Annotated in this window: 15 protein-coding genes; 11 read left to right on the top strand and 4 right to left on the bottom strand. The window is 62.3% G+C overall.

Annotated elements, in window-relative coordinates:
• Positions 1 to 21 precede the first annotated feature (21 nt).
• On the top strand, positions 22 to 516 hold the full coding sequence (locus LB558_RS28950) for a DUF2244 domain-containing protein (RefSeq protein ID WP_224700651.1): 495 nt from the start codon (positions 22 to 24) through the stop codon (positions 514 to 516).
• An 86-nt stretch (positions 517 to 602) separates the two neighbouring features.
• On the opposite strand, the gene LB558_RS28955 is transcribed toward LB558_RS28950, so the two are convergent.
• On the bottom strand, positions 603 to 1,418 hold the full coding sequence (locus LB558_RS28955) for a class I SAM-dependent methyltransferase (protein ID WP_224700652.1): 816 nt from the start codon (positions 1,416 to 1,418) through the stop codon (positions 603 to 605).
• A gap of 115 nt (positions 1,419 to 1,533) precedes the next feature.
• Here LB558_RS28955 and LB558_RS28960 point away from each other — a divergent pair, with 115 nt between their 5' ends.
• From LB558_RS28960 to LB558_RS28995, 8 genes are all read left to right on the top strand, one after another.
• The gene (locus tag LB558_RS28960) at positions 1,534 to 2,409 is read left to right on the top strand and encodes a methylated-DNA--[protein]-cysteine S-methyltransferase (protein ID WP_224700653.1); all 876 of its coding nucleotides are present in this window, start codon (positions 1,534 to 1,536) and stop codon (positions 2,407 to 2,409) included.
• Between the two features lie 220 nt (positions 2,410 to 2,629).
• Positions 2,630 to 3,100 (top strand): hypothetical protein, encoded by a 471-nt coding sequence (locus LB558_RS28965; RefSeq protein WP_224700654.1) that lies wholly within the window; start codon positions 2,630 to 2,632, stop codon positions 3,098 to 3,100.
• Between the two features lie 21 nt (positions 3,101 to 3,121).
• Positions 3,122 to 3,514, top strand: a complete 393-nt coding sequence (locus tag LB558_RS28970) for a hypothetical protein (protein WP_224700655.1) — start codon at positions 3,122 to 3,124, stop codon at positions 3,512 to 3,514.
• Entirely contained in the window at positions 3,481 to 3,993 is a 513-nt protein-coding gene (locus LB558_RS28975) for a hypothetical protein (protein ID WP_224700656.1), read from the top strand. Before LB558_RS28970 ends, LB558_RS28975 begins: the two co-directional genes overlap by 34 nt.
• Complete coding sequence (locus LB558_RS28980; protein ID WP_224700657.1) at positions 3,968 to 4,450, top strand: hypothetical protein; 483 nt, start codon at positions 3,968 to 3,970, stop codon at positions 4,448 to 4,450. Before LB558_RS28975 ends, LB558_RS28980 begins: the two co-directional genes overlap by 26 nt.
• A gap of 150 nt (positions 4,451 to 4,600) precedes the next feature.
• Positions 4,601 to 5,506: a ribokinase gene (locus LB558_RS28985; protein ID WP_224700658.1), complete on the top strand. Its 906-nt coding sequence runs from the start codon at positions 4,601 to 4,603 to the stop codon at positions 5,504 to 5,506.
• Between the two features lie 2 nt (positions 5,507 to 5,508).
• Positions 5,509 to 6,960, top strand: coding sequence for an amidase (locus LB558_RS28990; protein ID WP_224700659.1), 1,452 nt, complete (start codon positions 5,509 to 5,511; stop codon positions 6,958 to 6,960).
• Positions 6,961 to 7,056: 96 nt separating this feature from the next.
• On the top strand, positions 7,057 to 7,671 hold the full coding sequence (locus tag LB558_RS28995; RefSeq protein ID WP_224700660.1) for a LysE family translocator: 615 nt from the start codon (positions 7,057 to 7,059) through the stop codon (positions 7,669 to 7,671).
• 153 nt (positions 7,672 to 7,824) lie between these two features.
• On the opposite strand, the gene LB558_RS29000 is transcribed toward LB558_RS28995, so the two are convergent.
• Positions 7,825 to 8,766, bottom strand: a complete 942-nt coding sequence (locus tag LB558_RS29000) for a nucleoside hydrolase (protein ID WP_224700661.1) — start codon at positions 8,764 to 8,766, stop codon at positions 7,825 to 7,827.
• A 316-nt stretch (positions 8,767 to 9,082) separates the two neighbouring features.
• Between LB558_RS29000 and LB558_RS29005 the strand changes: the two genes are divergently transcribed.
• Both LB558_RS29005 and LB558_RS29010 read left to right on the top strand, forming a co-directional pair.
• Positions 9,083 to 9,508 (top strand): Hsp20 family protein, encoded by a 426-nt coding sequence (locus LB558_RS29005; protein ID WP_013529591.1) that lies wholly within the window; start codon positions 9,083 to 9,085, stop codon positions 9,506 to 9,508.
• A gap of 121 nt (positions 9,509 to 9,629) precedes the next feature.
• Entirely contained in the window at positions 9,630 to 9,884 is a 255-nt protein-coding gene (locus LB558_RS29010; RefSeq protein WP_023760740.1) for a DUF1150 family protein, read from the top strand.
• Positions 9,885 to 9,952: 68 nt separating this feature from the next.
• Here LB558_RS29010 and ptsN read toward each other — a convergent pair whose 3' ends face one another.
• On the bottom strand, positions 9,953 to 10,417 hold the full coding sequence (ptsN, locus tag LB558_RS29015) for a PTS IIA-like nitrogen regulatory protein PtsN (RefSeq protein WP_013529589.1): 465 nt from the start codon (positions 10,415 to 10,417) through the stop codon (positions 9,953 to 9,955).
• Between the two features lie 121 nt (positions 10,418 to 10,538).
• On the bottom strand, positions 10,539 to 11,123 hold the full coding sequence (hpf, locus tag LB558_RS29020; RefSeq protein ID WP_013529588.1) for a ribosome hibernation-promoting factor, HPF/YfiA family: 585 nt from the start codon (positions 11,121 to 11,123) through the stop codon (positions 10,539 to 10,541).
• Between the last annotated feature and the right edge of the window lie 326 nt (positions 11,124 to 11,449).

Consider the following 11,449-nt stretch of genomic DNA (forward strand, 5'->3'; position numbering starts at 1 on the left):
TCCCTCCTATAATATCCCCTCATGAGCGACACAAACGCCTCCTTTCAGGCCGACGAGCCATTCTTTCAGGCGCTACTCACCCCGCACCGGTCTCTGGGCCGGACAGGCTTCTTCGTCCTGATGGGCGCGCTGCTGTTCGGCTGGCTGGTGACAGGCGCGTTTTTCCTGTCGCGCGGCGCCTGGCCGGTGTTTGGCTTCTTCGGCCTCGACGTGGCCGCCGTCTACATCGCCTTTCGCGTCAACTATCGTGCCGCTCGCGCCCGCGAAGAAGTCTCGGTCTCGCGCACCAGCCTCGACATCCGCAAGACAGCCCCCTCGGGGAAATCGGAAGCGCATCGCTTCAATCCGTTCTGGGCGCGGTTTTCGGTGGCCCGCCACGCCGAGATCGGCATCACAGGGATGAGGGTGGAAGGCGAAGGCCAGAACGTGCCGATCGGATCCTTCCTGGACCCCGATTCCCGCGAGAGTTTTGCCACGGCTTTTTCACGCGCGCTGGCGACCGCCAAGACGCGCTAGAAGCAATTCCGGGAAAAGTGTGAAGCGGTTTTCCGGGAAAAGCGCAGCGCTTTCTCTAGGGAATTGCGCCAAACAAACAGGACGTCTCAAAACCGATAGCGCAAAAGCCTGCCGATCTTTCGCAATGCAGGAATATGTCGCCACAGCCGGATGAACAGCTTCGCGGACCAGCCCACACGGGCGGCGTGTTCAAGCTTGTAAGCCGAGATGTCCTCAACGAATCGCAACTTCGGAACCGCCAACTCCAGTTCGTGCGGATCGTCGATGGCCCAGTGGACCTCGGCGCCCGTCGCCTTGATGGTCGGATTGAGGCGAAGCAGCTTCAGGCCGAAACGGCTGTAGGCGTCGAAGATCAGCTCGCCGCTGGCAAGATGCGAGACGAGCCGCGCTAACAGGCGTGGCCCCTCTTCTGCTGGGAGATAGGGCGTCAGTCCTTCCGCCACCACGATGGCCGGGCGATTGCGCGGCACTTCAGCCAGCCAATCCGGTTCGGTCAGCGACGAACCGATCAGGTGGTAATGGTCGCGCAACGGGTAAAGCTTGCGCCTGAGTTCGATGACCTCTGGGTAGTCGACATCGTACCAGTCCACGCCTTGTGGTGGATCGACACGGAAGATACGCGTATCGAGCCCGCAACCCAGATGCAGCACGATAGCGTCGGGATTTCTGGCGAGAAAGTCCTCGACGCGGACGTCCAGCGTCTTTGCCCGGATCGCTAGGCCGACGCCGAGATTGTCGTCAACCTTGAGCCGGGAGAAATCATAGTCGATCTTGCGAACCGCCCCGTCGGCGAAATGATCCCCGAGCAGCGAATCCGGCAACCTGCTCTCCAGCGCCTTGCCGTAGAGCGTCATCAGCAAGGTCTCTTTTGCCCCGGTGAGATCTACTTTTTCGCCGGCCATGAGCGACTCCTGGGCTCGAAATCGGAGTCTATCTGGGTATGCGCCGCAAGAAGGCAAGTTTCGGGTGGCGATCGACGCCCCGAGGGGCGATATTCCGGCTCAAGGAGACAGTTCCATGAGCACCCACACCGCAGTCCTCAAAAAGGACATCACGCCTGAAGGCAGCGACTACGAAATCGTGCGCCGTGCCATCGAGAAGATCAGTCTCGACTATCGTGATCAGCCTTCCCTCGAAGAGCTGGCCGAGGAAGTCGGCGAGACGCCGACCGGCTTGCAAAAACTCTTCACCCGCTGGGCCGGCCTGTCGCCTAAAGCCTTCCTGCAGGCGGTGACACTGGACCATGCGCGCAGGCTGCTCGATTCCGGCATGCCGCTGCTCGAGACCTCGTTCGAACTGGGCATGTCCGGCCCGGGCCGGCTGCATGACCTGTTCGTCACGCATGAGGCGATGTCGCCGGGCGACTACAAGACGCGCGGCGCCGGGCTCACAATCCGCTACGGCTTCCATTCCTCGCCGTTCGGCACCGCCCTGACCATGGCCACCGAGCGCGGGCTTGCCGGCCTCGCCTTCAGTGACCCCGGCGAGGAACGCGCCGCCTTCGCCGACATGTCCAGCCGCTGGCCGAACGCCATCTATGTCGAGGACATGAACGCTACCGGCCCCTATGCTGCCCGTATCTTCGATCCGACGCTGTGGCGCCCCGACCAGCCGCTGCATGTCGTCATGATCGGCACAGACTTCCAAGTTCGCGTCTGGGAGGCGCTGCTCAAGATCCCGATGGGGAAGGCCCGCACCTATTCCTCGATTGCGGCCAGCATCGGCGCACCGTCCGCCAGCCGGGCGGTCGGTGCGGCCAACGGCGCCAATCCGCTCTCTTTCGTGGTGCCTTGTCACCGCGCCATCGGTAAATCAGGCGACCTCACCGGTTATCATTGGGGCCTGACCCGCAAGCGCGCCATTCTGGGCTGGGAAGCCGGGCAGGTATCATAATATCGATTTTACGCAATATTGTGAAGAAAAACACGAGTATATCGGCGTTATTAAGTATAAGCTCGATTTACACTGTGATTTCCGCCGTTGCAACCGAAGGCAACCTCCGGTTCCTATATTTGTTATTTTTGGCCGCTATTTTAGGTAACTCTAAATTAACCACGATAAAGTGATGATGCCTCATATTAATCCGGAGGATCCGGCTTGATAGGAGGTCCCGATGACATGGTTTCGCGCCGCCTGCGGCGCAGCTCTGCTGGTTGCCAGCATCGACGAGGCCGCGTTGGCCACGACGCAGAATGTCATCTTCAACGGCACGATCGCGCCCACCTGCACGCTTGTCGTTGCCACCAACGGTACGATGACGGCCAGTCCCGATCTCCAGTCCCTCAGTTCCCACAACAGCGGCGGCTCGGCCGGAACCGTGACGCTGACGACGACCGGAGGTGTGTCGCTGAGTGTCGACCCGGTCACCACCATGACGGTGCCATCCGCCGACAGCACGTCGACGACCTGGACGCCCACCTACTCCGCCGCCGGCGCGCATTCCATCGTCGAGACCGGCTCGGCGACCAGCATCACCACACCCGGCGCCGATCTCGTCTCGGTTCACCTTGCAGGAACCAAAGGCGGCAGCAATCGCTTCGCCAACGGCAATTATCAGGCAACCGTAACGCTGCGCTGCGAATGACGCGCAGCGAAGGAGGGGTCGTTGAAACATGCTCGAATCCTCGCGACGGCATTGGCCGTCGGATTGGCGCCCATTGCCGCCAAGGCCCAATCGATGTCGCCGATGCGTGGCGAGATCAACAGCTTCACCGACGTCTTCGCGGTTCGCGTCTTCCCCGCCAATCCCTACGCCCGGAAGATCCGGGTCGAAATCCACGTCTACGATCAGGATTTTCAGCCGGTAGACGCCAGAATCTCTCCAAATGTCTTCCAGCTGGCTTCCCAGGCCTCCCGGTCTGTCCTTGTGGTTGTACCTTTTGGCGCCGCTGCCGAGCGTAAAGTGCGTATCTGTACCGAAAGCATCCCCTTTCCCAATCAACAGACGCAGATAAAGGCACAGATATGCGGAAAGTTTTTTGGGCGCCGCAAGTCCTGACACTGGCGCTCGCGGCTGCTTGGGCGGGTGCCTTGCCGGCCGGAGCCGAGGACGTCTACAACCTCAACCAGAACGAGAGCGGCTTCAACCTGCCCGGCGTCACCTTGCCCCAGGGCCAGGACGAGGTCCATGCCGCGGACGGCACCACTTGCCGTTCGGCCGTCTCCGGTTCCGGCGCCTATCTCGATCTCGGCGTTATCAGAGGCAACAGCCAGTCGGACAACAGCGTTGCCACCTATGGTCGGGTGGTGATCCCGATCGGGCGTACGCCGAAGCGCGTCGATTGCAGCCGTCTCTATGAGCTTGAGGTCGAGCGCCTGCAGCTGGAGCTGAAACTCCTCAAAATGGGCCTTGGCGCCGATGGCCAGACGGCGAGCATCGCCGCCAGCGCTCCCACGACCGCGTCACCGGGGTGGGCCAACGAAGGCTGGAGCATCAGGACCGGAAATGGCGATGGCAAGAAAAAGAAGAAGCAGTAGCAGCGCGCTGCTTGCGATGGCAGCACTTGCCGGCTTTTGCCTTCCGGTGCAGGCAGCGATCATTGGTACCTGCACCATCATGGTCGGGGCGTCCGGAACGATGAAGGCCAATCCCGCCATCAGCATACTTGGTTCCAAACAGGCAGGCGGATCGAGCGCCAGCGCCACCGTGGTGGCAAGCTCCCTGTTGTGCTCGATACTTAACCTGCTTGATTGCTATTCGGTTTCGGCGCCGGCGCCTGCCGCGTTCTCATCCGCGCCGAGCGGCGGCGGCACCAACGTGACCTTCGACTCGGTCTTCCGCCTCGATGGCTCGGGGGCCGATGTCAACGGAAGTGTGCCGCAGAGGGTTGCCAACGGCACCCACACCATGCAGGTCGATCTCACCGCCACCAGGTCGAGCGGTATCTTTCCCGCCGGCAACTATCAGGGCACGGTCACCGTGCGCTGCGAATAAGGCCACGATATTCCAAATCGGGCTGGCCCATGCGCATGGTCTGGCAAGCCGGGGTCTTACAGGTTAGCTTCCGCGCAATCGGAACGGCCTGCGTGCGCCCGGACGCACGAAGGATGCTCCGATGTTTGAATGCGTTGCCAGGAGGCTTACTTGATTATCGTCATCGGCTCGATTAACCTCGACCTTATCGCCAAGGTCGACCGCTTGCCGAGCCCCGGCGAGACGGTGGGCGGCTCGGCCTTCGCCACCGCGCCTGGGGGCAAGGGCGCCAACCAGGCACTGGCCGCCGCACGCGCCGGCGCCTCGGTGCGCATGGTCGGCGCCGTCGGCAGGGACAGCTTCGCCGCCGAAGCACTGGCATTGCTGCGCGACGGCAAGGTGGACCTGTCCGGCGTTGCCGAGACTCACGCCTCGACCGGCACGGCACTGATCATGGTCGCCGACGACGGCGAGAACATCATCGCCGTGGTGCCGGGCGCCAACGCTTCCGTGGTGCCAGGCGATCTCTCCAAGGCCTTTCTGAAAAAAGGCGACGTCGTGCTGCTGCAAAATGAGATTCCGCTGGCCACCGTCGATGCCGCCCTCGACCAGGCAAGGGCGGCCGGGGCCATCACCGTGCTCAACACGGCGCCTTTCCAGGGGCAGGCAGCCGGCTTTATCGGCAAGGCCGACTATGTCGTCGCCAACGAAACCGAGTTCGACCTCTACGGTGAAGCGCTGTCGCTGCAAGGCCGCGACCGGGCGGCCCGCATGCGCGACTTTGCCGGAAAGACCGGCCGCACCGTCGTCGTCACGCTCGGCGGCGACGGCGTGATGGCGGCAACGCCGAGCGAATTCCTGGCCGTTCCGGCACGCAAGATCACCCCTGTCGACACGGTCGGCGCCGGCGATACGTTCTGCGGCTATTTCGCCGCCAGCCTGTCGTCGGGCCACACGCTCGAACAGGCCTTGGCGCGCGCCGGCGCGGCCGGCTCGCTGGCCTGCCTGAAGCCCGGCGCCCAACCGGCGATCCCGCTGGCCAAAGACGTCGATCAGGCGCTGCAGGAAACCCGTTAAAAATGCTGCGCCCTCAAACGAAACATGCCGTGCCGCCGGCAAGCGACATCTGCCGCCTGTCCGCTGTCGAACTCGCCAGCGCGATCCGGGAGAGAAAGCTTTCCGTACGCGAGGTGGTGGCGGCATTCCTCGACCGCATCGAGGCGGTCAATCCGCTGGTCAACGCCATCGTCTCCTTGCGCGATCGCGCCGATATCCTGCGCGAAGCCGATACGGCCGATGCCAGCCTGTCGCGAGCCGAAGCGGTGGGTCCGCTCTTCGGCCTCCCCATCGCCATCAAGGATCTCGCCTCGACCACGGGCCTCAGGACCTCCTTCGGCTCGCCGATCTTCGCCGATTTCGTGCCGCAGGAAGACGATTTCTTCGTCGAGCGTATCCGCAATGCCGGCGCCATCATCATCGGCAAAACCAACGTCCCCGAATTCGGGCTCGGCTCCAACACCTACAACGCCGTGTTCGGGCCGACGCTGAACGCCTTCGATCCGGCCCTGACCGCCGGCGGCTCGAGCGGCGGCGCGGCGGTGGCGCTGGCCCTCGATATGGTGCCCGTCGCCGATGGCAGCGACTTCGGCGGCTCGCTGCGCAACCCGGCCGCCTGGAACAATGTTTTTGGCTTCCGCCCGTCGCAAGGACTTGTTCCCGGCGGACCCGATTTCGAAGTCTTCCATGCGCAGATGGGCGTCGACGGGCCGATGGGCCGCAACGTCCGTGACATGGCGCTGCTGCTCGATGTGCAGGCCGGTTACCACCCGCACGCGCCATTGTCCTACGAGAAACCCGGCTCGTTCCTCGAAGGGCTTGGAATACCCGCAACTGGTGGCCGCATCGCCTGGCTCGGTGACCTCGGCGGTCATCTGCCGGTTGAAACAGGCATTCTCGACCTGTGCGAGGCGGCACTTGGCCGTTTTGTGAAAGCATCCTTCACGACCGAACCCCTGCTGCCGGATTTCGATTTCGAAGCGCTGTGGCAGGCCTTCGTGACGCTGCGCCAGGCCAGCAGCGGCTGCGCGCTCAAAACCCACTATGACGATCCCGCGAAGCGCGGCCTGCTCAAGCCGGAAGCCATCTGGGAAGTGGAGAACGCAATGCGGCTGACGGCGCCGCAGATTCGCGCGGCTTCGGTCATCCGCACCTCCTGGCATCGGACGCTGCTGTCCCTCTTCGACCGCTTCGACCTCATCGCGTTGCCGACCGCGCAGGTCTTCCCCTTCGATGTAAGCTCGCATTGGCCGCGCGAGGTCGCCGGACGAGCGATGGACAGCTACCACCGCTGGATGCAGGTTTCCGCACTTGCCACGCTGGGCGGCTGTCCGGCGGTCAACGTACCTGTCGGCTTCGACGACAAGGGCCGGCCGATGGGCATGCAGTTGATCGGCCGGCCGCGCGGCGACCTCGCGGTGTTGAAGGCGGCGGCCGCCTATGAGGCAACGCTGCCCTGGCAGGCAGGCGCATAGACCGGGCGGGCGCTAGGTAGCGGCTTGCACCGGCTGCGCTGCTATGCATTGATTATCCTCAGCCGCGCCGCCTCGGCGGTATTCCTGGGGAAAATCATGTCGCTGGAACTCTACGCCGCCTATGTCCTCGCTTGCATCGTCATCATCCTGGTGCCCGGCCCGACGGTCACGCTGATCATCGCCAACAGCATCCGCCATGGCTCACGCGCCGGTCTCGCCAATGTCGCCGGTACGCAGGCCGGACTTGCCGTGATGATCGCCATCGTCGGCATCGGCCTCAATACGCTGATCGCAGGCATGGGCCATTGGTTCGAATGGGTGCGGCTGATCGGCGCCGCCTATCTGATCTGGATGGGCGTGCAGATGTTCCGCTCCAAAGGCACGCTGAACCCCGATGGAACAGCGAGAAAGCCGCGCGGCGGCTTCTTCCTGCAGGGCCTGCTGGTGGCGCTCAGCAATCCCAAGACGCTGATTTTCTTCGGTGCCTTCTTTCCGCAGTTCATTTCGCCGCAAGGCAACTACTCGCTGCAGATCGCCATCATGGGCCTGACCGTGATGATCTTCGCCGCCTTCTCGGATTCGACCTACGCGCTGGCCGCCGGTCGCGCCGGGCGCCTGCTGTCGGCCAGCCGCATAAAACTTTTGTCGAGGATCAGCGGCAGCTTCATGGTCGGCGGCGGCCTGTGGCTGGCCTTTTCGCGGTCGAAGTAAGCGCCTCTTCCCTCGCCCCGTTTACGGGGAGAGGTAGTCGCGAAGCGATCGGGTGAGGGGCAGCGCCGGGGTTAGAGACAAAATGTCAACGTTCGTGCCGCCCCTCATCCCCGTGCCGGGACCTTCTCCCCGTGAACGGGGAGAAGGAAGAACCTAAAGCCGCCCCAGCCTTTCCACCAGCAAGGCGAAAAATCCGTCATGGTCGATGTCGCGCATCACCATGGCATTCTTCGGCCGTTTGGTGACGCCCCACCAGTCGATCACGGTCATGCCCATGGTCAGTTCCGACGCGGTTTCCACGCTGACGTTGCAGTTGCGGCCCTTGAACAGGTCCGGCTTCAACAGATAGGCGATGACGCAAGGGTCGTGCAGCGGGCCACCATCGGTACCGTACTTCTCCTCGTCGAAGCGCTCGAAGAACTCCAGCATCTCCGCGGTGGCGGTGCCGACCCTGGTGCCCAGTGTGCGGAAGGCCTGCGTGCGCTTGGCGGTGGTCAGCGCCTTGTGGGTGACATCGAGCGGCATCATCACGATCGGAATGCCGGATTTGAGCACGACGTCGGCGGCCTGCGGATCGACATAGATGTTGAATTCGGCGGTCGGGGTGACATTGCCGCCTTCGAAGAAGCCGCCGCCCATCAGCACGATTTCCTTGATGCGTGGTGCGATGCGCGGCTCGCGGATCAGCGCCAGCGCAATATTGGTGAGCGGCCCGAGCGCGCAAAGCGTGATCATGCCGCTTTCTTCGTTCATCAGCGTCTCGACAATGAAATCGACCGCGTACTGGTCCTGCAGCTTCATCGTCGGTTCGGGCAATTGCGGTCCGTTGAGACCGGTCTGGCCATGCACTTCTTCAGCGGTGACCAATTCGCGCATCAGGGGCCGGATAGCCCCGGCATAGACCTTGATGTCCGGGCGGCCGGCCAGCTCGCAGATCTTGCGGGCATTCTTTTCGGTAAGCTTCAGCGGCACGTTGCCGGCAACGGCTGATATGCCGACGATCTCCAGTTCGGAGCTGCCGAGCGCCAGCAATATGGCGACGGCATCATCCTGGCCGGGATCCGTGTCGATGATGATCTTGCGTGACTGGGGCATTTCAATTCCTTGTTTGGCGAGGTCGTGGGCTTGCACCGATCCGATCGAAATATCCAAATGACGCCGAATCGGCCGCGAGCTGCCAAGGTCGAACCGCTCGACCGGGGAAGACCATCCCGACCTGCGCGCTTCTCGTTGCATCTGCTCCCCGTTTCAAGCGCCATGTCGGTCATTCCTGTGAGTCCACGGCCTGGTCTTTTTGGGCGGGTCTGTAGACGGCTTGAACTTGGTCGCGGGGCGGACCATATCAAGGCCATCGGGAAAAATGCCATCTGGGTTTTTCCACTTTATGTCGCTCTTGAGAGGACAGTGTAACATGAGCCGAATGACGCCCTTTTCCAGCCCGCTTCTTCTTGGTTTCGACGCCATGGAAAAGACCCTGGAACGCCTGGCGAAATCGGGTGACAGCTATCCTCCCTACAACATCGAACGCCTCAGCGGCGCCGACGGCAAGACCGAAAGGTTGCGCATTACATTGGCGGTCGCCGGTTTCGCCGAAAGCGATCTCGATGTCACCACGGAGGAAAACCAGCTGGTCGTGCGCGGCCGTCAAACCGACGACACCGAGCGCGAATTTCTTCATCGCGGCATCGCCGCACGCCAGTTCCAGCGCTGTTTCGTGCTGGCCGACGGCATGCGGGTGATCGCGGCGGAGTTGAAGAACGGCCTTTTGGCAATCGACCTCGATCGGCCGGAGTCCGAACGGCTGGTACGGAAAATAAACATATCGGTGAAAGACTGATCTTTACGACTGCATCGGCCGGAAATCGGTTCCGATTTTCCGAAAGCACGATGCAGCAGACTTAAATGGCTCTCATGCGGGATGGCCTTGAGCGGCGTCCTCGCGCCAAGGAGGCTTTGAAATGACCAGAACTGAAAATATCACCATGACCAATGGCGAATTCGCTCATCTCGGCGAGGGCTCGGTCGCTTATCTCAGAAAGGTCTCGAGCGACGAATTGCTCGGCCGTTTCCCCAATCTCGGCGAAATCGCCCCCGGCATGGAACTGTGGGCCTTGTTTGCCGCCAATGGCCAGCCGATCCTGCTTTCCGATGCGCGTGACCGCGCTCTGGCCGGTGCCATGGAAAACGACCTGACCACGGTCGCCATTCACTGAGAGCGATTCCGGCTGAAACGGAAAAGGGCCGCCCATGGCGGCCCTTGAGATTGTCTGAATCCAGAATATCAGGCCGCGTGCGAGGCCTGGGTGTCCGATAAAAGCGCGTGGATAGCCGCGGCGTCGCGCGTACCCCTGATCTTGGCCACCGTGTCGGCGTCGCGCAGCACCCGCGCGATGCGCGACAGTGCCTTAAGGTGATCGGCGCCCGCCCCTTCCGGCGCCAGCAGCAGAAACACCAGATCGACGGGCTGATCGTCCAGCGATTCGAAATCGACAGGCGTCTCCAGCCGGGCGAAAACACCGGCGATGCGCTTCACCCCGGCCAGCTTGCCGTGCGGGATGGCGATGCCGTTGCCGACGCCGGTCGAACCCAGCCGCTCACGCTGCAGGATGGTGTCGAACACCTCCCGCTCCGGAATGCCGGAAATCGCCGCTGCCCGTTCGGACAGCAATTGCAGCAGCTGCTTCTTGGAGTTCGCCTTCAACGCCGGCAATATCGCCGGAACGTTGATAAGATCGCTCAGATCCATGCTTGAAAATCCCTTGTTCGCCTGCCGTCACCAGTCCCACCCCTCGTGTGGCCGGCTCTTATTGCCGTGCGACCTCTGTCGTCACCGTGCGACCGTTGTCGTCACCGCGCGACCTCTGTCGTCACGCTTGTGCGACCTTGGTCGTCGACGGGTCGATCCAGCCGATATTTCCATCGGGTCGGCGATAAACGATGTTGAGATGGTCGGTTCCCGCGTTGCGGAAGACGAAGACCGGGCTGTCCTTGGTGTCGAGTTCGATGACCGCCGACGCCACTGACATGGTCTTCAGCGTCATGGTTGATTCGGCGACGATGGCCGGCGCGAAATTCTCCGGAATGTCCTCGTCGTCATCGGCAAGCGGCGCCATAACCGTGTAGGCTATGTCGGTCGGTTGACCGTTGGCGGCGCCCGAATTGTGCGATTTCAGCCGGCGCTTGTAGCGTCTCAGGCGGGTTTCCAGACGGTCCGCCGCCGCCTCGAAGGCAAGCGTCGGATCCTGTGCATCGCCGGTGGCCTGCAGCGAAGCGCCGGAATCCAGCCGGATCATGCAGTCCGCCGAATAGCGCGAGCCCGATTTGATGACTGTGACATGTCCTGCAAAGCCGCGATCGAAATATTTGCCGATCGCTTCGCCGACACGATCGTTGATGCGTGTTCGAAACGCATCGCCGATGTCCATGTGTTTTCCCGATATGCGCAGATTCATCTGAAAACTGACCTTCCTTGCTCAGGCTTCAAACTGGCCCGAGTTTATACTCGTGATCCGTGCGCACAAGCTTTGCGGCGTCACTTGCGCCGATTTTAAATCCAAACTTTCCGGTTGATCACAAGCCGCCCTTTGACCGTCCCGAGGCCAACGTCGTGACGGACCATCCGCATGCGGGCATCTAGCCCGTCTCATGCGGGCGGGCTTCTAGCCAGTTCACCGCGGCTTGTCAATGAAGTGCTGGCCGTGTGTCGTAAGCACACGAGTTGTCCGGATTAGGTAGCACGTGAGTTGTCCGGTTTGATCTTCAGCGAACGGAGGCTGGG

The sequence above is a fragment of the Mesorhizobium sp. CO1-1-8 genome (genome assembly GCF_020164875.1).
Taxonomy (GTDB): Bacteria; Pseudomonadota; Alphaproteobacteria; order Rhizobiales; family Rhizobiaceae; genus Mesorhizobium.

Coding starts and splice junctions, on each gene's coding strand:
- LB558_RS28950 (WP_224700651.1), top strand. CDS start 22: ATGAGCGACACAAACGCCTCCTTTCAGGCCGACGAGCCATTCTTTCAG.
- LB558_RS28955 (WP_224700652.1), bottom strand. CDS start 1,418: ATGGCCGGCGAAAAAGTAGATCTCACCGGGGCAAAAGAGACCTTGCTG.
- LB558_RS28960 (WP_224700653.1), top strand. CDS start 1,534: ATGAGCACCCACACCGCAGTCCTCAAAAAGGACATCACGCCTGAAGGC.
- LB558_RS28965 (WP_224700654.1), top strand. CDS start 2,630: ATGACATGGTTTCGCGCCGCCTGCGGCGCAGCTCTGCTGGTTGCCAGC.
- LB558_RS28975 (WP_224700656.1), top strand. CDS start 3,481: ATGCGGAAAGTTTTTTGGGCGCCGCAAGTCCTGACACTGGCGCTCGCG.
- LB558_RS28980 (WP_224700657.1), top strand. CDS start 3,968: ATGGCAAGAAAAAGAAGAAGCAGTAGCAGCGCGCTGCTTGCGATGGCA.
- LB558_RS28990 (WP_224700659.1), top strand. CDS start 5,509: ATGCTGCGCCCTCAAACGAAACATGCCGTGCCGCCGGCAAGCGACATC.
- LB558_RS28995 (WP_224700660.1), top strand. CDS start 7,057: ATGTCGCTGGAACTCTACGCCGCCTATGTCCTCGCTTGCATCGTCATC.
- LB558_RS29000 (WP_224700661.1), bottom strand. CDS start 8,766: ATGCCCCAGTCACGCAAGATCATCATCGACACGGATCCCGGCCAGGAT.
- LB558_RS29005 (WP_013529591.1), top strand. CDS start 9,083: ATGAGCCGAATGACGCCCTTTTCCAGCCCGCTTCTTCTTGGTTTCGAC.
- LB558_RS29010 (WP_023760740.1), top strand. CDS start 9,630: ATGACCAGAACTGAAAATATCACCATGACCAATGGCGAATTCGCTCAT.
- ptsN (WP_013529589.1), bottom strand. CDS start 10,417: ATGGATCTGAGCGATCTTATCAACGTTCCGGCGATATTGCCGGCGTTG.
- hpf (WP_013529588.1), bottom strand. CDS start 11,123: ATGAATCTGCGCATATCGGGAAAACACATGGACATCGGCGATGCGTTT.